General features: G+C 38.2%; 22 protein-coding genes. 14 read left to right on the top strand and 8 right to left on the bottom strand.

Features of this window, described 5'->3' with window-relative positions; genetic code table 11:
* The gene (locus tag H4J39_RS02315; RefSeq protein WP_182225799.1) at positions 1-1,260 is read left to right on the top strand and encodes an ammonium transporter; all 1,260 of its coding nucleotides are present in this window, start codon (positions 1-3) and stop codon (positions 1,258-1,260) included.
* Between the two features lie 6 nt (positions 1,261-1,266).
* Here H4J39_RS02315 and H4J39_RS02310 read toward each other — a convergent pair whose 3' ends face one another.
* Entirely contained in the window at positions 1,267-1,440 is a 174-nt protein-coding gene (locus H4J39_RS02310; protein ID WP_182225798.1) for a hypothetical protein, read from the bottom strand.
* 177 nt (positions 1,441-1,617) lie between these two features.
* Here H4J39_RS02310 and H4J39_RS02305 point away from each other — a divergent pair, with 177 nt between their 5' ends.
* The gene (locus H4J39_RS02305; protein WP_182179091.1) at positions 1,618-2,544 is read left to right on the top strand and encodes a Dyp-type peroxidase; all 927 of its coding nucleotides are present in this window, start codon (positions 1,618-1,620) and stop codon (positions 2,542-2,544) included.
* Positions 2,545-2,655: 111 nt separating this feature from the next.
* Here H4J39_RS02305 and argR read toward each other — a convergent pair whose 3' ends face one another.
* Entirely contained in the window at positions 2,656-3,129 is a 474-nt protein-coding gene (gene argR, locus H4J39_RS02300) for a transcriptional regulator ArgR (RefSeq protein ID WP_182179093.1), read from the bottom strand.
* 225 nt (positions 3,130-3,354) lie between these two features.
* On the opposite strand from argR, the gene mdh reads away from it, so the two are divergent.
* Complete coding sequence (mdh, locus tag H4J39_RS02295; RefSeq protein WP_070375734.1) at positions 3,355-4,290, top strand: malate dehydrogenase; 936 nt, start codon at positions 3,355-3,357, stop codon at positions 4,288-4,290.
* Positions 4,291-4,460: 170 nt separating this feature from the next.
* Here the strand turns inward: mdh and H4J39_RS02290 are convergent, their stop codons facing one another.
* Both H4J39_RS02290 and ispB read right to left on the bottom strand, forming a co-directional pair.
* Positions 4,461-5,030 (bottom strand): paraquat-inducible protein A, encoded by a 570-nt coding sequence (locus H4J39_RS02290; RefSeq protein ID WP_310649707.1) that lies wholly within the window; start codon positions 5,028-5,030, stop codon positions 4,461-4,463.
* A complete protein-coding gene (gene ispB, locus H4J39_RS02285) occupies positions 5,030-6,001 on the bottom strand; it encodes an octaprenyl diphosphate synthase (protein WP_182225797.1) in 972 nt (323 codons plus the stop codon). Before ispB ends, H4J39_RS02290 begins: the two co-directional genes overlap by 1 nt.
* A 227-nt stretch (positions 6,002-6,228) precedes the next feature.
* Here ispB and rplU point away from each other — a divergent pair, with 227 nt between their 5' ends.
* Positions 6,229-6,540 carry a 50S ribosomal protein L21 gene (gene rplU / locus H4J39_RS02280; RefSeq protein WP_182179099.1) on the top strand — a complete coding sequence of 104 codons (312 nt, stop codon included), beginning with the start codon at positions 6,229-6,231 and terminating at the stop codon, positions 6,538-6,540.
* Positions 6,541-6,556: 16 nt separating this feature from the next.
* Positions 6,557-6,811, top strand: a complete 255-nt coding sequence (gene rpmA, locus H4J39_RS02275) for a 50S ribosomal protein L27 (RefSeq protein WP_070375738.1) — start codon at positions 6,557-6,559, stop codon at positions 6,809-6,811.
* A gap of 91 nt (positions 6,812-6,902) precedes the next feature.
* On the opposite strand, the gene H4J39_RS19045 is transcribed toward rpmA, so the two are convergent.
* Positions 6,903-7,025, bottom strand: a complete 123-nt coding sequence (locus tag H4J39_RS19045) for a hypothetical protein (protein ID WP_259368725.1) — start codon at positions 7,023-7,025, stop codon at positions 6,903-6,905.
* 113 nt (positions 7,026-7,138) lie between these two features.
* On the opposite strand from H4J39_RS19045, the gene cgtA reads away from it, so the two are divergent.
* Both cgtA and folA read left to right on the top strand, forming a co-directional pair.
* Positions 7,139-8,296 (top strand): Obg family GTPase CgtA, encoded by a 1,158-nt coding sequence (gene cgtA / locus H4J39_RS02270; protein WP_182225796.1) that lies wholly within the window; start codon positions 7,139-7,141, stop codon positions 8,294-8,296.
* Positions 8,297-8,603: 307 nt separating this feature from the next.
* Positions 8,604-9,095 carry a type 3 dihydrofolate reductase gene (gene folA / locus H4J39_RS02265; RefSeq protein ID WP_259368724.1) on the top strand — a complete coding sequence of 164 codons (492 nt, stop codon included), beginning with the start codon at positions 8,604-8,606 and terminating at the stop codon, positions 9,093-9,095.
* Positions 9,096-9,202: 107 nt separating this feature from the next.
* On the opposite strand, the gene djlA is transcribed toward folA, so the two are convergent.
* Genes djlA through H4J39_RS02250 form a run of 3 tightly spaced genes read right to left on the bottom strand, consistent with a single transcriptional unit; the run spans position 9,203 to position 11,720 of the window.
* The gene (gene djlA / locus H4J39_RS02260) at positions 9,203-9,994 is read right to left on the bottom strand and encodes a co-chaperone DjlA (RefSeq protein WP_182225795.1); all 792 of its coding nucleotides are present in this window, start codon (positions 9,992-9,994) and stop codon (positions 9,203-9,205) included.
* Positions 9,995-10,011: 17 nt separating this feature from the next.
* Positions 10,012-10,707, bottom strand: coding sequence for an N-acetylmuramate alpha-1-phosphate uridylyltransferase MurU (gene murU / locus H4J39_RS02255; protein WP_182225794.1), 696 nt, complete (start codon positions 10,705-10,707; stop codon positions 10,012-10,014).
* The gene (locus H4J39_RS02250; RefSeq protein WP_182225793.1) at positions 10,704-11,720 is read right to left on the bottom strand and encodes an aminoglycoside phosphotransferase family protein; all 1,017 of its coding nucleotides are present in this window, start codon (positions 11,718-11,720) and stop codon (positions 10,704-10,706) included. The genes murU and H4J39_RS02250 overlap by 4 nt, the downstream gene beginning before the upstream one ends.
* A 192-nt stretch (positions 11,721-11,912) precedes the next feature.
* On the opposite strand from H4J39_RS02250, the gene H4J39_RS02245 reads away from it, so the two are divergent.
* The 7 genes from H4J39_RS02245 to H4J39_RS02215 all read left to right on the top strand — a co-directional run bounded on the left by H4J39_RS02245 (position 11,913) and on the right by H4J39_RS02215 (position 20,777).
* A complete protein-coding gene (locus H4J39_RS02245; protein WP_182225792.1) occupies positions 11,913-14,171 on the top strand; it encodes an LPS-assembly protein LptD in 2,259 nt (752 codons plus the stop codon).
* 20 nt (positions 14,172-14,191) lie between these two features.
* Positions 14,192-15,493 (top strand): peptidylprolyl isomerase SurA, encoded by a 1,302-nt coding sequence (surA, locus tag H4J39_RS02240; RefSeq protein WP_182225791.1) that lies wholly within the window; start codon positions 14,192-14,194, stop codon positions 15,491-15,493.
* On the top strand, positions 15,493-16,476 hold the full coding sequence (gene pdxA / locus H4J39_RS02235; protein WP_220462102.1) for a 4-hydroxythreonine-4-phosphate dehydrogenase PdxA: 984 nt from the start codon (positions 15,493-15,495) through the stop codon (positions 16,474-16,476). The genes surA and pdxA overlap by 1 nt, the downstream gene beginning before the upstream one ends.
* The gene (rsmA, locus tag H4J39_RS02230; protein ID WP_182179126.1) at positions 16,473-17,285 is read left to right on the top strand and encodes a 16S rRNA (adenine(1518)-N(6)/adenine(1519)-N(6))-dimethyltransferase RsmA; all 813 of its coding nucleotides are present in this window, start codon (positions 16,473-16,475) and stop codon (positions 17,283-17,285) included. Before pdxA ends, rsmA begins: the two co-directional genes overlap by 4 nt.
* Positions 17,282-17,695, top strand: a complete 414-nt coding sequence (gene apaG, locus H4J39_RS02225; RefSeq protein ID WP_259368723.1) for a Co2+/Mg2+ efflux protein ApaG — start codon at positions 17,282-17,284, stop codon at positions 17,693-17,695. Before rsmA ends, apaG begins: the two co-directional genes overlap by 4 nt.
* A gap of 16 nt (positions 17,696-17,711) precedes the next feature.
* Positions 17,712-18,584 (top strand): symmetrical bis(5'-nucleosyl)-tetraphosphatase, encoded by an 873-nt coding sequence (locus H4J39_RS02220; RefSeq protein ID WP_182225790.1) that lies wholly within the window; start codon positions 17,712-17,714, stop codon positions 18,582-18,584.
* 174 nt (positions 18,585-18,758) lie between these two features.
* Positions 18,759-20,777 (top strand): methyl-accepting chemotaxis protein, encoded by a 2,019-nt coding sequence (locus tag H4J39_RS02215; protein WP_182225789.1) that lies wholly within the window; start codon positions 18,759-18,761, stop codon positions 20,775-20,777.
* Positions 20,778-20,815 lie beyond the last annotated feature (38 nt).

The following is a 20,815-nucleotide window of genomic DNA, read 5'->3' as shown; positions in this document are numbered from 1 at the left end:
ATGGAACAAAACATTTTTCAGTTACAGTATGCAATGGACACTTTCTATTTCTTAGTCTGTGGTGCCCTCGTTATGTGGATGGCAGCAGGTTTCTCTATGTTAGAAGCTGGTTTAGTTCGAGCGAAAAACACCACAGAAATTTTGACTAAGAACGTTGCGCTTTATGCGATTGCTTGCATGATGTATTTAGCGTGTGGTTATGAAATTATGTACGGTGGCGGGTTCTTCTTGTCGGGTATCGAAACGGTTGATGCTGAGGCAGTATTAAAAGAATTTGCTGGTCGTGAAGATGGTTTTAATGGCGGCGCTATTTACTCAAAAGCGTCTGATTTTTTCTTTCAAGTTGTTTTTGTAGCGACGGCTATGTCGATTGTTTCAGGTGCAGTTGCTGAGCGTATGAAATTGTGGGCATTCCTTGCTTTTACGGTTGTTTTAACCGCTGTGATTTACCCACTTGAGGGTAGCTGGACTTGGGGCGGTAACGCTGTATTTGGTTTATACACTTTAGGTGACTTAGGTTTCTCTGATTTCGCAGGCTCAGGTATTGTGCATATGGCCGGTGCATCAGCAGCACTAGCTGGCGTATTATTACTCGGTGCACGTAAAGGTAAATACGGTCCTGATGGTCGTGTAAATGCTATTCCTGGAGCTAACTTGCCAATGGCCACATTAGGTACATTTATTTTATGGATGGGCTGGTTTGGTTTTAACGGTGGTTCAGTATTAAAACTTGCAGACATTAACAGCTCACATTCTGTTGCTATGGTTTTCTTAAACACCAATGCTGCAGCCGCAGGTGGTGCAATAGCTGCATTGATTTTTGCTAAAATCTTATTTAAGAAAGCAGATTTAACCATGACATTAAATGGTGCGTTAGCGGGCTTAGTTGCTATTACGGCAGAACCTTCAACGCCTACTGCGCTGCAATCTACACTCTTTGGTATGATCGCTGGTGTCTTGGTGGTGTTATCGGTTATTGGATTAGATAAGTTGAAAATAGATGATCCAGTAGGTGCTATATCAGTTCATGGTGTTGTTGGTTTCTTTGGTTTACTACTTGTTCCTCTTACTAACCCAGCCTCAAGCTTTAGCGGGCAATTAATTGGTGCAGCAACAATATTTGTCTGGGTATTTAGTGCAAGTTTTGTTGTCTGGTATGTGCTTAAAAAGGTCATGGGTATTCGCGTGACTGAAGAAGAAGAATATGAAGGCGTTGATAAAACTGATTGTGGTATGGAAGCTTACCCAGAGTTTACTTAATACTCATTAGTTTATTAGATGAATAAAGATAAAAAAACAGCCTACGGGCTGTTTTTTATGTTCAGGATGAACGGTATGTCGTGTTGCCACGGATGGCAAAGAGCGACGATGTTCAGGATGAACGGTATGTCGTGTTGCCACGGATGGCAAAGAGCGATTATGTTCAGGATGAACGGTCATGACTTAGCGCCAGATAAATTATAAATCCCTGCGTCCATGCAGGCAATGGTGCACTTACATGAAGGTCAAAGAACAACTGAGTTTGTGCTTATTTTAATAAATCAAAAGATATACTGTCAATTTTAGAAAACTGTGTAAAATTAAGAAATTAACTCACGTTTTATTTTGGAAGTTTTGATGGCAAGAGAACAATTTGGTATTTGTGCGGAACCTAGTTTGCACGGCTATTATCTATTGTTTAATGTTTTAGATGATAAAAATGCTCATGTGCGTCTAGCCCTTTCTCGATTACCTGCCTTATTTGATCATTACGCTGATCGTTTTTCAGAATCAAACCTTGCAGGTGTTATTGCTATTGGCGCTAACTACTGGGATGAACTTTATCCTCAAGCAAGACCAAAAAATCTTAAGCCTTTTTCAGCTATTGAATGTGATGACCGCGCAGCGCCTGCTGATAGTTATGATCTCTATATTGAAATAAGAAGCGATCGTGCTGATGTCAATCACATTGTCAGTACAAAAGTGTGCGCTTTATTAGCAAATAGTGTTGAACTTGTTGAGCAGGTACGCGCCTTTAGGTTTCTCGATGGTCGTGATTTAACTGGCTTTGTCGATGGCACTGAGAACCCACAAGGCTCACACCGCCGTATAGTGGCGTTGGTTGCTAATGAAGATGATGCTGAATTTGCCGCGGGCAGTTATTTACATATTCAACGCTATCGCCATAATTTAAATCTATGGAACAGTTTAAAAGTTAAAGACCAAGAAGATATTTTTGGGCGTACAAAATTAGAAAATGAAGAGTATACGAGTGAAAACAAACCACCCACATCGCATACTAAACGTGTAAACCTAAAAGATGCAGACGGTAATGCTATTGAAATAGTACGCCAAAGCATGCCATACGGTGATATGAAGTTGCAGGGCTTATTTTTCGTTGCATATTGCCGATCGCCAGAACCTTTTGAGATGATGCTTAAAGCAATGATCAAAACAGATGCACATGGTCATTTTGACCATTTACTGAAATATACCCAGGCAGAAACAGGGGCGTCTTTCTTTGCCCCAAGTTTGAATTTTTTAGCTAAACTCGCTCAGTCATGAAAAAATACAGTTGATGGCGGGTCATTCTGAAATTATCTTCATTGATAGGTTATGAAGAAATTTTAGAATGACAATAACATATACGTTTGCTTCAACTCTTTTGGTGCTTGCTTAATTTAAGTTTCTAGAAAAGAGTAACTCTAACTTAGCAATGGTTTCTTCTATTTGGCCAACATGGGTTGGGGCTATAAAAATAGTATCATCTCCGGCAATCGTTCCTAGTACTCCGTCACTCTTACTTAAGCTGTCGAGTAATCGGGCAATGAGCTGTGCCGCTCCTGGGCTTGTTCTAACAATGATCATCACTTCATTGTATTCAATATCTATAACTAACTGGCGTAAAGGGCTTTTTGCTGTTGGAACGCCTAATTCAGCGGGTAAACAATACACCATTTCTTGGCGAGCATTACGGGTGCGAACAGCACCATATTTACTGAGCATACGCGAAACTTTCGATTGGCTAATATTATCAAAGCCTTGTTTTTTCAAAGCCTCAACGATATCGCCCTGAGAGCCAAACTGCTCTTGCTTTAATAAATCTTTAAAAGCTTGTGTTAATGCTTCTTGTTTTTGTGAAACTGTCATAATTTAACGGTACTCTTTATTATTTTTCTACTACACTTTTTTTAATCTTAAATTCTTAATGATGAGGAAGTAAGACCTAAGTATTATTTCATTAAAAGTATTATACGGTATCCTAATGCCATATATCGTTTAATATTAATTGTTTTTTAGTGGCCGATGCTATATCTTTTGGGCACGAAAATTTACGTATTTACTCAAATATTCTTTAACTACCGGAGACATCAAATGAAAGTTGCTGTTTTAGGCGCTGCTGGCGGAATCGGCCAAGCGTTATCATTATTATTAAAAACTCAATTACCAGCAGGTTCTGAGCTATCTTTATATGACGTTGCACCTGTTGTTCCAGGTGTTGCTGTTGATTTATCACACATCCCTACAGCGGTTAAAGTTGAAGGTTTTGGTGCTGATGCATTAGGCGATGCATTAACAGGTGCTGATATTGTCTTAATTCCGGCTGGCATGCCACGTAAACCAGGTATGGATCGTGCTGATTTATTCGCAGTAAACGCGGGTATTATTAAAACGTTAGCAGAAGGCATTGTTGCTAACTGTCCTAAAGCGTTGGTTGGTATCATTACTAACCCAGTAAACGGCACTGTTCCTATTGTTGCTGAAGTATTCAAAAAAGCAGGTACTTATGACGCTGCTCGTGTATTTGGTATTACTACACTAGACGTTATTCGCAGTGAAGCTTTTGTTGCTGAATTAAAAGGCTTAAACGTAGCTGAAGTTAAAGTTCCCGTTATCGGTGGCCATTCAGGTACAACAATTTTACCGCTTCTTTCACAAGTTGAAGGTGTTACTTTCACTGATGAAGAAATTGCTGCTTTAACGCCACGCATTCAAAATGCAGGTACGGAAGTTGTTAATGCTAAAGCGGGTGGCGGTAGCGCTACTTTATCAATGGGCGCAGCTGCAGCTCGTTTTTGTATGTCTTTGGTTAAAGGCTTGCAAGGCGAAGACGTGGTTGATTACGCTTACGTTGAAGGCGCAGGCGAAGATGCACAATTTTTCGCACAACCAGTACGTTTAGGTGTAAATGGCGTGAGCGAAATTTTATCTTACGGTAAACTAAGTGCTTTTGAAGAAAAAGCGAAAGTAGATATGTTAGACACATTAAAAGCTGACATTACTGAAGGCATTAACTTCATCAAAGGTTAATTTTGATGAACGTTAGCATTGATATTAATAGGTAAATTTATATTTATTGTTTGATATTATCTGCAAAAAAACCGCTACTCTGGAAAGAATAGCGGTTTTTTTATGCGTTAAAATAATGAATAAAAATAGCGTGATAAAGAATTAGTTTGTCAGGGTGAATAGATAATCGTTTAGCTTGGTTGCTTTTTCAAACCACTTTGGCTTAACTGAGTTCCTATCAATGAAAGTAAGCAATAAGCGGTAAAGAAATAAAACCCATGCCCTACAGAAGATAACGTTTCACTGCTGATCATTAAGTTAAGTTTAAAACCCATGATGTTGAGTGTTTGTTGGTTTGCCGTTTCTGCATGATTAGTGGATAACACGGCTAGAAATATTGCGACCACAAAAACATCTGCCATCGACCACTTACCAATAGTTCCTACAAAATTGATGATCTTTCTTTCTATCTGCGTATTTCTTTTAAAATAAGACCAAGCCACTAAGCACGCTTTGAGTAGTGGAATACAAATAGAGAAAATAAAAATTAACGCCGCCACTAATAAACGATCGTGTTGCCATAATTCTTGAATAGTTGTTAATAGCGAAAGTTCTTTATTTATCAGTTCAGAGGTAAGTGCAGGTCCGCTAATACTAGCGCTAACATCCATCTGTAAAAAGAACATCGGCAGAAATATGCCTGGAATAAATAATAATATAGCGATGAAATTAAAAAGAAAGCCAAAATGAGTCTTCATCATTACACCGTTCTATTTGCAGCAATATGAGCAAGACTAATTAACGCTTGCTTGTGTTCTGACTCAGGTAATACGTGTAAAGCACTAATGGCTTTGTCAGCTTCTAACTCGGCCTTCTTTTGTGTGTACACTAAGGAGCCTGTTTGCTCCATTGCGGCCAGTATCTCGTCTAAGTGCTCCATACCATTACAATGTTCTATAGCATCTCTTATTAGCTGCTTCTGCTGCGCATTACCGTGTTGCATTGCGTAAATCAATGGCAAAGTAGGTTTGCCTTCGGCTAAATCGTCACCAATATTTTTACCCATCGCTTTTGCATCAGCGGTGTAATCCATAATATCGTCGACTAATTGAAAAGCAGTCCCTAAATACTTTCCATATTCCTGCATGGCTTTTTCAGTTGTTTCATCTTGGCCTGCAATAACCGCAGCTAAACGCGTGGCGGCTTCAAATAGCTTAGCCGTTTTACAGTAAATAACTTCAAAATAACTTTCTTCTGTTGTGTCTGGGTCGTTACAGTTCATTAACTGCAGCACTTCACCCTCTGCAACAATATTGGTGGCATCAGATAATATATCCATTATTCTCATATTGCCCAATTGGGTCATCATCTGAAAAGAACGGGTATAAAGAAAGTCACCAACAAGTACGCTCGCACTATTACCAAACAAGGCATTTGCAGTTTCACGACCACGGCGCATATTCGACTCATCTACAACATCATCATGTAATAATGTTGCGGTATGAATAAATTCAATAATGGCGGCGATAGATATATGTTCTTCACCTTGATAACCAAATGCACGTGCAGATAGCACTGTTAGCATTGGCCGCATTCTTTTGCCACCCGCATTAACAATATAAACACCGAGTTGATTAATTAACGCGACATCAGAGTTTATTTGCGAATAAATTATATCATTTACCGCAGTCATATCTTTTTGAGCGAGGGCTTGTATATTTTTGATATCCATAGAAAGCTACAGCTACCTTTGTTGTTGTATTGAAGACATTTTATGAGGCATGAGTTTACACGAAATTATTGAGCAATAAAGGGCTGTAGCGGATTAGTTTAACGATAAGCAAATTAATTGGAAATAGATGCGAATTAGACTTGCCTGAATAAAAATCTTCGCGTAGAATTCGCGCCCTATATTTTAATATTTAGCGTCTAAATAAAATGACGCTGTACGGAGTAGGTATGTACGCTGTATTCCAAAGTGGCGGTAAACAACATCGCGTAACTGAAGGACAAACAGTTCGCCTTGAAAAGCTTGAGCTTGAAATTGGTGCAACAGTAGAATTCGATAACGTTTTAATGATCGCTAACGGTGAAGAAGTTAATGTAGGCGCGCCTTACATTGCCGGTGGTAAAGTAGTAGCTGAGATTGTAAATCAAGGCCGTGCTGATAAAGTTAAGATTGTTAAATTTAAACGTCGTAAGCATTCACGTAAAGAAGCGGGCCATCGTCAATGGTTCACTGAAGTGAAAATTACTGGCATTAACGGCTAATTAGGAGCGATTCAAAATGGCACATAAGAAAGCTGCAGGTAGTACACGAAATGGTCGCGATTCAGAAGCTAAACGCCTTGGTGTTAAGCGTTTTGGTGGCGAAGCTGTATTAGCTGGAAACATTATTGTTCGTCAACGTGGTACTAAATTCCACGCTGGAACAAACATGGGTATTGGTAAAGACCACACATTATTTGCTTTAACAGATGGTAAAGTACAATTTGATGTTAAAGGTCCTAAAAACCGTAAGTTTGTAAGTATTGTTGCTTAGTAACGCTACTCAATCTTAATAAAGACCCTGCTTTAAGCAGGGTTTTTTTTTGATACTTAATTAGATAAGTATCTTATACCAATTGCACTAATTAACTGTTCATTTTTAAATGACCTAAATAGACAATAACGTCGTTGCTTTCCATCGCAATGGTCAGATCTTGTTCAATCAAGCACCTTGTTCTTGAAAATTTATTCTCATTGAATTTTGTCATTTTAATTAATCCAAATGGTATTCATTTTGTATAAAAAATAACTTTGTTTTCGTAAGTGCGAAAAATAACTTATAATAAGGCAATAGTTTAATCTTGGAGTGTTTCAAAGCACCATGAAATTCGTTGATGAAGTTGAAATTAGAGTTGAGGCCGGTGACGGCGGCAACGGTTGTGTAAGTTTTCGAAAAGAAAAGTACATTGAATACGGCGGACCTAATGGTGGTGACGGCGGTGACGGCGGTGACGTTTATTTAATGGCGGATGAAAGCCTGAATACCTTAATTGATTATCGCTTCGAGCGTTTTCATCGTGCTAAGCGCGGTCAAAACGGTCAAAGTCGTGATTGTACGGGTAAAGGTTCAGACGATTTAATCTTGAAAGTACCTGTTGGAACACGTGCTGCTGATGTTGACACCGGTGAACAATTAGGTGATTTGACCCATCATGAGCAAAAAATGCTTGTTGCTAAAGGTGGCTGGCACGGTTTGGGGAATACGCGTTTCAAAAGTAGTACTAACCGCGCCCCTCGTCAAAAAACTGATGGTACGCCAGGCGAAATTCGTAGCTTGAAGCTTGAACTTCTACTCTTAGCTGATGTGGGTTTATTAGGTTTACCTAATGCGGGTAAATCTACTTTGATACGCAGTGTATCAGCGGCTCGACCAAAAGTAGCGGATTACCCATTTACTACATTAGTCCCTAACTTAGGTGTCGTTCGTTTAGATACCCAGCGTAGCTTTGTTATTGCTGATATTCCGGGGTTGATTGAAGGCGCAGCAGAAGGCGCAGGCCTAGGCACACAGTTTCTTAAGCATTTAGAGCGTTGTCGAATTTTATTACACATTATTGATGTGATGCCTGCTGATGGTTCTGATCCACTTGAAAACGCTAAAACTATTATCAGTGAATTAGAACGACATTCATCTAAGCTTTTTGCTAAGCCACGCTGGTTAGTCTTTAACAAGCTTGATTTAATGTTAGAAGATGAAGCGAAAGTGTTAACGGATAGTATTATCGCTGGTTTAGGTTGGCAGGGTGAAGTACGTAGTATTTCTGCAATCAATAGATCTGGCACCGGTGACTTAACACAAGGTGTGATGACCTTTATTGAAGGTCTACCTCCAGAAGTCGAAGAGACGCCTGAAGATAAAACGGTTGAATTTAAGTGGGATACTTACCACGAAGATGCTGTTGCAGAGGCTGGAGACATGCTTGATGATGAAGACTGGGATGAAGACGAATACGACGTAGAAGTTGAATATCGTAAATAGATTATTAATCTAGCATTTCAGTTTTTAAGAGAGCTCAAGTATCATTTACTTGAGCTTTTTTTATGTCCCAATTTTTATACCCCAAATTAATGGTCATGACTGTTCTTAGGCATTGATGCTTGCTGCTCGTCATTTATCAGGCAGATGTAAATCCCCTTAATAGATTGAAGCAATCTAACCCTAGCGTCGGTGGTAAAGTGTCACAATAACGTTTAAAGTGCCATGCAATTACTTAACTCATTAACAATAATAGTTTGTTATTTTATTAATAAAATAGTGAATTATTAAAATTATAGCGAAAATTTTAATGACAATACTTTCTATGATCGTCGCACATGCCAATAAGCGTATTATTGGCAAAGATAATGACATGCCTTGGCATTTGCCTGCTGATTTAGCTTACTTCAAAAAAACGACACTTGGTAAGCCTATTATAATGGGACGCAAAACCTATGAATCTATTGGCCGACCATTACCCGGTAGACAAAACATTGTTATCTCACGCGATGTAAACTACCAAGCTGTCGGCGTAGACTGTGCGACTTCTGTTGAGCAAGCGCTTATTTTGGCAGGAGATGTTGAAGAAGTTATGGTGATTGGTGGTGGGGCCATTTATAGACATTGTTTACCCTTTGCTCACCGTCTTTACGTTACCCATATTAAAGCCAACATCGAAGGGGACACCGAGTTTCCTGAATATGATACTGATAATGATTGGCAATTAACACAAAGTACTAAATGTAGTGCCGACGAAAAGAATCATTTTGATCTCGATTTTTGTATCTATCAGCGAAAGTAAGCCTTTTCAAAAGCCAAAAAAAACGCATAGCAAAGTATGCGTTTTTTCATTTAGTTTATAGCAAACTATAGCGGCTATTCTCTGCCAATAATCACAAGCATTAACGGTTATTTATTTTTCGTAATTAACTCATATGCACCTTGAATATCTTGCGCTTTTTGTTTGGCTATTTCCATCATTTCAGGAGGAAGCCCTTTAGCAACCATTTTATCTGGATGATGTTGTGACATTAATTTTCGGTAAGCTTTCTTAATATCTTTTTCTGGGGTGTCTGATGTAACGCCTAATACTTTATAGGCATTGTCTAATTGAGACTGTGAGCTTTTACCTGATTGCCCCTGGTGAAACTGTGCGCCAGCTATGATCATTTCTAATAGTTGGTCGAGCTCTTTACTTGAAAATCCTAAATGTTGCGCAATGGTATGCAAAGCTTGACGTTCGTCACTGTCTAATGTGCCGTCAGCGAAAGCTACTTGAATTTGAATCTCTAAAAAAAGTAACAATAAATCATGACGATTCCCACAAACCTGTTTAAATTTAGCTAAACGATCGTTTAGTGGAAAACCAGCCATTTTCCCTTCTCGAAAGGCATCTTGCGCTTGTTGTCTCAATTCTCCTTGCAGTGATAACTTGTCCATATAGGCATTTGCAAATTCAATTTCATGTTTAGACACTAAGCCATTAGCTTTTGCCATATAACCCATGACTGAAAAAGAGGTATAAAAAAAGGTGGTTTGACGTTCGCTTTCTGACTCTTTTGAACCAGATAAATGACCGAAATTCAGTGCTCTACCTTTATCAAAGTTATGGCCAATAAACATACCTATTAATGCACCCAGTAGGTTTTTACTCAGCATAAAGCCAAATATAAAGCCTAAAAGTTTTCCCCATATTCTCATTATCAATATTACCTGTATTATTTATTTAGATTAGCTAAACGCTCTGGTGTGCCAACATCGGTCCATGCACAAGATAATATGCTGGCTGAAACTTTACCTTTATCAACGGCTCTTTTAAGCATTGGCCCCAATTTTGATGCTTGGCAATTATTTTCACTTTTAAAAAAATCAGGATGAAAAACACTGATACCACTAAAGGTATAAGTCTGCAATGTTGTTAGTTTCAACGCTGACTGATTTTGAATGTTTTTTAGTTGATGATTATCAAAGATAAAATCACCCTTTTTATTATGCTCCGGATTGTTTACTAAGCAGATATGAGCTAAACAGTCGTTAGCTAATATCGGCATGTCAGCAAAGTTAAAATCAGTAAATACATCACCATTAATGAGCATAAAAGGTTCATTGCCTTTATTTTTAGTTAATAAAGGTAATGCCTGAATGATACCGCCGGCCGTTTCAAGCGCACCATTATTTTCAGGGCTGTAGCTTATATTAACACCGAATTGTTTACCATCCCCCAAATAGGTAGAAATCATCTCTCCTAACCAAGCGTAGTTAATCACAATATCGGTAATACCGCTCTGGGCGAGTTTATTAATGTGGTGTTCAATTAAGGGAATGCCAGCAACTTTAAGTAAGGGTTTTGGGCAATGATCAGTTAATGGCCTCATACGTTCACCCCGACCAGCGGCTAAAATCATCGCTTTCATGTTAACGCTTTCTCCTTGAACTTGTTCATTGCAGGCAGCACTTTATTTAATAAAAACTGATGTAAAAAGGCTAATTCTGGGTATTGCTGACTTATCTCTACGATGTAGGTAAGTGTAAGAGGAATATCAGCTAAATAGCTGCTTTTATTATCGCGGTGATGTAAGCGTGCAAATATTCCACTGGCCTTAATATGACGTTGTAACCCGGTTAAATCAAACCAGCGCTGCCATTGTTCGCGACTGATGTCAGTTAATGCATACTGCTGAGTTATCATTTCAATATAGTTGGTTAATAACAGTGCAACAGACTTGTTAGGCCACTTTAGGTAACAGTCGCGTAACAATGAAACGATGTCGTAAGTAATAGGGCCAATAACCGCGTCTTGAAAGTCAATAATTCCTAATGTATTGTTTTTTAAAACCATAATATTTCGACTATGGTAGTCACGGTGAACAAGAACTTGTGGCTGACTGAGTATATTTTCTGTCAGGATAGCAAAACAGTGCGCTAACTCTTTTTCTTCATTATCAGTTAATGTTAATGATAAGTGCTCTGCTAATAACCATTGTGAAAAAATATTGAGCTCAAGTTCAACAAATGCTTTGTTGTAATGTGGTAACTCTTTGGTGTTGTGAGGTAGCGCTGATTGAATTTTTGGTAAAATATTAATGGCTTTTTGGTAGTACGTTGCCATATTCTCAGTCGTTAAAACATCAGCTAAAAGTGTTTCGCCAAAATCAGCCAAACAAAAAAAGCCGAGTGAAAGGTCAACCGCAATAATTTCGGGCACTAAAACACTTTTGTTATTAAGGCTTTTTTGCATAAACAAAAAAGCAGCGTTGTTAGATTTTTCTGCAGGTGCATCAACAGCGATAAATGAATGACCACGAACAATAAAGCGATAATAACAGCGAAAGCCAGCATCGCCAGACAAGGGGGTTAAGTGAATGTGTTCGTTTGAAAATTGTTGATTCAACCATTGGTGTAGCGCTTGAACTCTAGAGCTTGGCAAGTTTTATATTCCTCAAGTAAATTATTCTCATGGTGACCATTAATGGCAGCAAAAATATGTAATGTCCATTAGGAGTACCAATATACCGAATTAGCACACTAAAGAAAATTGCTATATTATCTAAGTGTTTGAGTATAAAATGTTGCTCGCTTTTCTTTTTATTGCTTTAATCATTTACCTATCGGACTTTTAATGTCATTTCCGCGTTATTTAATTTTAATAATTGCTTGTTTATCAATAGCTAAATATAGCTTTGCTGAACAAGTAACACATGTTCTCGATGATATGGCTCAATGCCCTATACCTACTTACCCGCAATTAACTGAGCCTCAATCTATTGAAAATAGTAAAGCAATTACTATTTTGGCTGAAAAAACGGGTATTAATAAAAATAAAGTCGCCAAATTTACGGGTAATGTCATGCTGTTAAATAATCAGCAGACAGTTCTAGCTAATGAGGTAGAGCTAAACCGAGAGAAATCGACAATTAATGCGACAGGCGATATTCATTTTCAAAATAAAGGTATTGATATTTTTGCGGATCAATTGAATATTAGTGAAACTCTTGGCGCAACGACCTTACACAATACTCAATACCAGCTTACTGGTATAGCAGGTCACGGAGGTGCTGGAGTCATTGCCGTTTCTAAAGAAGGAACGCTGTCATTAATTGATTCTTCTTTTACGACTTGTTATGGCGCTTCACCTGATTGGCAAATGAATGCCAGTGAAATTAATATTTCTAAAAATGAAAATTATTTAGAAGCCTATCATGCAAGATTTTCAGTGTTTAATGTGCCGGTCTTATACCTTCCTTATTTTACCATTCCGATTGGTGATGAAAGACAGTCTGGCTTTTTATATCCTGAAATTGGTAGTTCGGGTAAATCAGGTTTCACCACATCAATTCCCTATTACTGGAATATAGCGCCTAATATAGATGCAACTATTACTCCTAAATATATGTTAAAACGCGGCAATCAGTTGATTACCGAATTTCGTTATTTGTACGATGAGCAACAAGGACAATTTGATCTCGAATACTTAGATCAAGACAATGAACAAGAACAAAGTAGTGATGCACGTTATTTAGTGCGTATGCAGCATGTAGGTACTTTTTCAGAAAGGTTTCGTGCTTATATTGATTACACCGCAATTAGTGATGATAACTACTTAGTTGACATTGGTAGTAAGCATTACAATGACAATGATGCTTATTTATACCAAACGGGTGAGTTAGCTTATTTCGCTGATAGTTGGCAAGCTAAAGTCAAACTACAAGATTTTGAGGTATTAGGTGATAATCAAACAAACTATAAAGCGCTTGCTCAACTTGAGCTGAATAGCCATCAAGAAATTGATTTATTAGATGGCCTGTTTGACGTTTATTCAGAAGTAACAAATTTTGATTCCGCGGATGAAACGCTACCGACAGCAAAGCGCTACCATGTAGAAGCGGGCTTTACTTTTCCGATGGTTACACCTGCATGGTTTTTAAATTCAGAATTTAAATTATTACAAACGCATTATGAACAAGACAATATTCCTGTAGACAGTAAGCTTGAAGAAAATGTCAGCAGAACCTTACCCAAAGTGCGCTTTCATGGTGGAGTTAACTTTGACCGACAAACGCGCTTTTGGGGAAAGGGTTTTACGCAGACCTTAGAGCCTCAGCTACAATATTTATACATTCCAGAGAAAGACCAAAGTAACATCGGGGTTTACGATACGACACCGTTACAAGATGATTATAATGGTTTGTTTAGGGATAAACGCTTTAGTGGTTTAGATAGAATAGCGCAAGCTAATCAATATTCTTGGGGTGTAACCAGTCGTTTATTAGATAGTACAAATCAAGAGCAATTTCGTTTGAGCTTAGGACGAATTGTTTATCTAAATGACAGTAATTTTACGTTAGATGAAAATCAAGGTATTGTCGCTGACACCTCTGCGCTAGCAGCAGAAGTATACGCACGTATAAATAGAAAATGGCAATTCAGCAGTGACATTCAATATAATACTGAAGATGATGTCACCAATAAGAGCCAAACCAGCATTGATTATCTTTTTAGTAAAAATCAAACAATACAATTGAACCATCGATATACTCGTGATGTCTCAGGTATGACATTAGAACAACTGTCTTTAGCGGGGAACGTTAGAATAAATAATAACTGGCAAGTTATTACGAGAATAACTCAAGATTTACAGCAAAATCGCAGCATAGAAACTTATGCAGGTTTACAGTACCAAAGTTGCTGTTGGTCACTTAGCTTTGCTTATCATCGCTATATCACTGCGAACTTTGATGAGACGTCCGGTAATAATGAAAATCGCGATGAATTCAACAATGGTTTTATGATAAGATTTAGCATGAGAACAAAAGACATTACAGATATGTTCAACTCAAGTATATTTGGCTACAAACGCCCTTACTTTCTCAATAATTAAATATAAGAAATAGACGATACATGAAAAAATCATTGAAATTTTTACTTTTAACAAGCGCTTTGGCGATAACTTCTTTTTTTCCAGTACAAGCGGAACAGGTTGAACTTGATCGAGTATCAGCTATTGTAAATGGTGGCGTTGTCTTAGAGTCTGAAATCAAAGACTTAATCGCAACCATCAAAAAGCAAGCAGAAAAGAAACAACAAGAATTACCCTCAGACAAAGCGTTAAGAACGCAGGTTACTGAAAAGTTGATTAACGATAGTTTAATTACTCAACTTGGTGAGCGTATGGGTGTGCAAGTGAGTGATGCTCAGCTTGATGAAACCTTAACGAATATTGCTAAAGAAGAAAAATTAACGTTAGAAGAGTTCCGCCAAAATATTGTTAAAGATGGCACAGATTACGACAAGTATCGTGAAGATGTTAGAACGGAGCTTATTTCTGGCGAAGTTCGCCGAAACAGTGTGCAGCGCCGTATTTATATTTCACCACAAGATGTGGCTAACTTACTTTCTTCAATGAAAGAGCAAACAACTGCTGACGTTGAATACCGCTTAGGTCACATACTTATTGAGTTTCCAACCGAACCAACACAAGCTGATATGAACGCTGCAAAAGTGCGTGCTGAGAAAGTGATTGAATTACTTAACAACGGCAGTGATTTTGCTAAAATTGCTATTGCTTCTTCTGGTGGTTCAAATGCTCTAGAAGGGGGTGACTTAGGCTGGAAAAACATCAATGAATTACCCACGCTATTCTCATCTATTGTTGATGGCGAAAGTAAAGAAGCAATTTTAGGACCTATCCGTACAGGCTTAGGTTTTAGTATCGTAAAAATTATAGATATTCGTGGTAGACAGATTGTTGAAGTAGAAGAAGTAAAATCACGACATATATTGATAGAACCATCCGTTATCTTAAGCGAGGCCAAGGCAGAAGCGCTGTTACAAGGCTATATGGATCAAATTAATGCTGGAGAAGCCGATTTTGCTGACCTCGCTAAAGCGCATTCTGACGGACCTACCTCAGTGAGGGGTGGTGACTTAGGTTGGGCAGACCCTGATGCTTATGACCCCGCTTTTAAGAATGCGTTAGCTCGTTTGAAAGTTGATGAAATACATAAGCCTTTTAGATCTTCATTTGGCTGGCATTTAGCACAGCTAACAGGCCGTAGAACGCTTGATGCAACAGAACAGATGAACGAAAATAAAGCAAGAAGAATTCTTTTTAATCGAAAGTTTAGTCTAGAAAGTGCGCGCTGGCTTAAAGAGCTTCGCGACGAAGCATATATAGAGATTTTCAATAGAGATAAAAAATAATGATAAAACGCATAGCCATTACTCCAGGTGAACCTGCGGGAATTGGCCCTGATTTAACTATCGCTATAGCACAACAAGATTGGTCAGTTGAGCTTGTGGTTGTTGCTTGTAAAAAATTGATGCAAGAGCGAGCAGCCACTTTAGGTTTACCACTAACACTTATTGATTATGATAGTGCGGTAGCTGCAAAACCACAAAAAGCAGGTACTTTAACAATACTCTCGGTTGATATGGCTGAACCTTGTGTTCCAGGTGAGCTTAATGCTGAAAATGGCAGTTATGTTATTGAAACATTAAGAATTGCCAGTGAAAAAAACATTTCGGGAGAAATCGATGCCATCGTTACGGGTCCTGTACATAAAGGATTAATCAATAAAGCTGGCATTGCTTTTAGTGGACATACTGAATATTTCGCCAGCCAAGCCAATTGTGCGGATGTCGTGATGATGTTGGCAACTGAAGGTTTAAGGGTGGCACTTGTCACAACGCATATTCCTTTAGCTTATGTGTCTAAAGCGATAACAGCAGAACGTTTACAAAAAGTAACGCGTATTTTAAATACCGACCTTATTAACAAATTTGGTATTAAAGAGCCTAAAATCTATGTCTGTGGCATAAACCCTCATGCCGGTGAAGACGGGCATTTAGGCCGAGAAGAAATCGATGTAATGATCCCCGCCTTAAATACCTTAAGGGATGAAGGTCTCAAGCTTATAGGGCCATTGCCTGCAGATACTATCTTTCAAGAAAAGTATCTAAAAGATGCCGATGCTATTTTAACTATGTATCACGACCAAGGACTGCCTGTATTGAAATATAAAGGCTTTGGTTCATCGGTTAACATTACCTTAGGCTTACCCTTTATTAGAACTTCAGTAGACCACGGTACAGCACTTGAATTAGCTGGTACAAATTTAGCTGATTCAGGAAGTATTATTGAAGCTATCACCACCGCCATTAAATTAGCAAATAATCAATCATGAATAATAAAACTCATTTAGGCCATCAGGCTAAAAAACGCTTCGGACAAAATTTTTTACATGACGAAGGTGTTATCAGCAAAATTGTTGATGCTATCGATCCAGAACCGGGTGAAAACCTTATTGAAATTGGTCCAGGGTTAGGGGCATTAACCGAGCCTGTCATTGAACGAGCAGGTGCTATTTCAGTGGTTGAACTTGATAGAGATCTTGCTCATCGTTTACGCCATCATCCTTTTATTGCCTCAAAATTGACCATTTATGAAGCTGATGCATTGAAATTTGACTTTAGTGAGATAGCGACCAAAGAAAAACCTTTAAGGATTTTTGGCAATTTACCTTACAATATTTCAACACCATTAATTTTCCACCTACTTACTTTTAAAGATAGTGTGAAAGATATGCATTTCATGCTACAAAAAGAAGTTGTTCAACGAATGGCTGCGAGTGAAAATTGCAAAGCTTATGGACGACTTTCAATTATGACTCAATATCAGTGCCAAGTTATTCCTGTTATGCAAATAGGGCCTGAAGCGTTTAAACCTGCGCCAAAAGTTGACTCTGCTATTGTAAGATTAATACCGCATCGCGAAATTAAAAATCCTGTAAAAGACATTCGCTCGCTCAATCAAGTTTGTCTAGCGGCATTTAATCAACGTAGAAAAACCATACGTAATAGTTTTAAAAAGTTATTTACTGTTGAGCAATTAGCCGATTTAGGTATTGATGCTAGGCTTCGTGCTGAAAACCTACCCATTAGTGACTACATCAAGCTTGCCAACTTTTTAACAGATAATCCGGTCGAGTTATGAGTGTAAAGTCACCGCTGGAAACAGTCGAGTCAATTGGAATGAAAGATGATATTTCAGTAAGCGTTAAAACAGAATACATTGCTTCGCAACTGATTGAAAACGAAAAAAATTATATTTTTAGTTATACCATTAGTATTACTAATAACAGTACCAAGCCCATTAAATTATTGTCTCGTTATTGGTTAATTACTGATGGCGACAATAAAACCTCGACAGTTGTCGGTGAGGGAGTCATTGGTAAGCAACCGACAATAGCCCCAGAAAAAAACTACAGCTACACCAGTGGTTGCGTATTAAAAACGCCTGTTGGCACCATGCAGGGGCATTATCAAATGCTCAGTGATGATAAAAACTTGCTACAAGTTGAGATACCTGTTTTTGGCTTAGCCCAACCTCTCATTTTAAATTAAGAGCGAGAACACCGTTATGGCCATTTATTTTGTTGGAGATGTTCAAGGTTGTTATCATGAGCTCCGCGCTTTACTTGACCAAGTCGCATTTGAACCGGTAAATGACCAGCTTTGGCTTGCTGGCGATCTTGTTGCTAGAGGCCCCGATTCTTTAAAAACACTCAGGTACGTAAAAGCATTAGGTGATAGTGCCAAAGTTGTTTTAGGTAATCATGACCTGCATCTATTAGCGATTCATGCAGGGTTAAAAAAAGCAAAGCCTGCAGATTTTTTTGATGAATTATTAGCGGCTCCAGATGTTAATGAATTAATGGACTGGCTCGCAAAACAGCCCCTGATTCAAAAAATGCCTAATGAAAATGTTTATATGAGCCATGCGGGTTTACCGCCATTTTGGTCTCCTGAAGAAGCAATACTACAAGCAAACGAAGTTAATAAAAAATTGGCTTCAGGGCTCCGAAAAGAATGGCTAGCAATTATGTATGGTGAAGAGCCTACACAATGGTCATTAGCTCAATCTCCTGATGAAAAATTTAGAATAACCGTTAACTCACTCACCAGAATGCGCTACTGCCAACTTAATCAGGCATTAGAATTTTCATGTAAACTTTCCATAGAACAAGCGCCAAGTCATATAAAACCTTGGTTTGATTTTGCTCAAAATAAAAACGATTATTCATGGGTATTTGGTCATTGGGCCTCATTAATGGGGCATTGTTCCGCTGAAAATATTTATGCGCTCGATACCGGCTGTGTGTGGGGCGGGCATTTAACGCTCTTAAGATGGTCTGACAAAAAATTATTCACAGAACACTCTCATAGAGAGAATAAACGAGAGAAAAAAAATAAAAAAACTCACGATAAAGCAATAACTAAAGATGAAAAATAGATTAAGCTTGTTATACTGAACTTCATGGCTTAATGTTTGATAACATTAGCCGATAATCTAATCGACAATAATCTATGATTATTGACTTTGAAACTAAAGAGTTGCAACTAAAAAATTAGCAGTTAATTTAGTTTACACTCGTACTCAATACTATCTATTTACACGGTGATATTTATGAATTTAACGGTAGCAATGAAAATAATGGGTGGTTTTGCCATTATTGCAGTTTTGCTGGTAATAACTAGTGCCATATCTTTATGGAATTTAAACATAATTAAAGGCTCTACAGTTCAGCAAAGTGAACTAGCGATACCCACCTTACAAGGCAGTAACAAACTTGCTACGACCTTAACGCAAATAGGTAATGTTACTTTACGTGCATACTACCAAACAGAGTTAGCGCCACTTAGTACTAACCTCGCTTCTTTTAACCAAGAAAAAGAAGGTTTTTCAACAGAGCTGCAAAAATTAAAAACTGTTGTCCAAAATGAAAATTCATTATTGTCTAATCTACGTAAAGTCGATTCAGTTTACGCGCAACTTGAACAAGAAATTGGCTTAGTTTTCAGTAATCGACAAATGAGCATTAATGAAGCGCTTACGTTACGTAAAAAAATCAGTAGCCTTGAAGACAAAGCGGATGATGCTGCAACGTTATTATTAGATCTCGCGGACCATGACCTAGCTGACACTAAACTACAGCGAGCAGTTAGTTTAGGTGAGAGTATAGAAACTCTGCTTAACGGTGTTGTAAGTTCGGCACTTGAATACAGAGGATTACTTGATAGATCATCAGTAGATTTAGTTGGTAATCAAATTACTAATGCTTTTGTAGATGTTAAAAAATCATTTATAGATATTATTTCTGAATTGTCTAATAACGGCGCAGAAGACGTAGCAGATGATTTATCAGTGGCTTTAAGTGAATTGACTAACCTCATTAACTCTAACGATGATATTTTTTCTCATAAAGAAAAACAGCTATTAGCCTTACAAACGGCAACAGACAACTTAGATGCTGCTGAAAAAGATATCAAAAAAGCCAATGCTATATTAGCAACGCAAGTAGACCTTGCAGATAAAACTGCCAAAGATGCAGGTCACCTTGTTCAAGAGAAAGTTTCTGATGGTACGACACAAACTATTGGTATTATGATTTTTTCAATTGCTGCCGCAATTACTATTGCATGGTTTACCCTTATCAGTATTACTCGCCCATTAAGCCTTGTGAATAAAATGCTAAACATTGTTTCCTCTGGCGACTTGTCACATAAATTAGATGAAAGTGGCAATGATGAATTTGCAGAATTATCACGTAACTGTAATTTATTAATTGATAGTTTACGTACCCTTATTCAGGGTATTGTCAGTCGATCAACACAACTGGCAACTGCTGCAGAAGAAACTTCAGCGGTAACAGCACAAGGTACGGTTGCGATTGCAGAGCAACGTTCACAGGTTGAACAAGCTGCCTCAGCAACAACACAAATGAGCAGTACTTCTCAAAGTGTTTTATCAAGTGCTAATGATACGCTGGGTGAAATAAAACAAGCTGATGATGAAGCGAAACGTATCAAAATTATTTCTGAACGTAATCGTCAAACCATTGGACTATTAGCTGATGAAGTGGATGAAGCTGCGCAAGTTATTAATAAACTACAACAAGATAGTGCTTCTATTGGCGGCATTCTTGATGTTATTCGTGGTATCGCTGAACAGACCAACTTACTGGCATTAAATGCTGCCATTGAAGCTGCACGAGCGGGAGAACAAGGTCGTGGATTTGCGGTTGTTGCTGATGAAGTAAGAACGCTTGCCAGTAGAACACAAGTATCAACACAAGAAATACAAAATATGATTGAGGTACTACAAAGTGGTGCTCAACGTGCGGTTAGTGTTATGGACATTGGTAAAAAACAAGCGGCCAATTGTGTTGAGCAAAGTGAAGAAGCTGAGAAAGCACTGCAAACGATCACTCACTCGGTTCATGAAGCCTTTGACAAAAGTACTCAAATCGCTTCTGCTGCAGAAGAGCAAAGTGTTGTTGCTCATGAAATCAGTGAGAACTTAGAGTCTATTGTTGCAATTGCTGAGCAAACCACGGCAGGTGCGCAACAAACAGCTCAATCAAGTAATGAAGTGGCTAAGTTAGCTGAAGAATTACAGCAATCAGTGCAAGAGTTTAAACTATAATAACTTAAAATGAATGGCGACTAAGTTGTCGTTTCTTT

Origin of the sequence: Colwellia sp. Bg11-12 (assembly GCF_014076955.1) — a bacterium.
Classification (GTDB): Bacteria; Pseudomonadota; Gammaproteobacteria; order Enterobacterales; family Alteromonadaceae; genus Colwellia_A.
The sequence above is the reverse complement of the archived record's forward strand: the minus strand, read 5'-3'. Positions and strand labels throughout refer to the sequence as shown.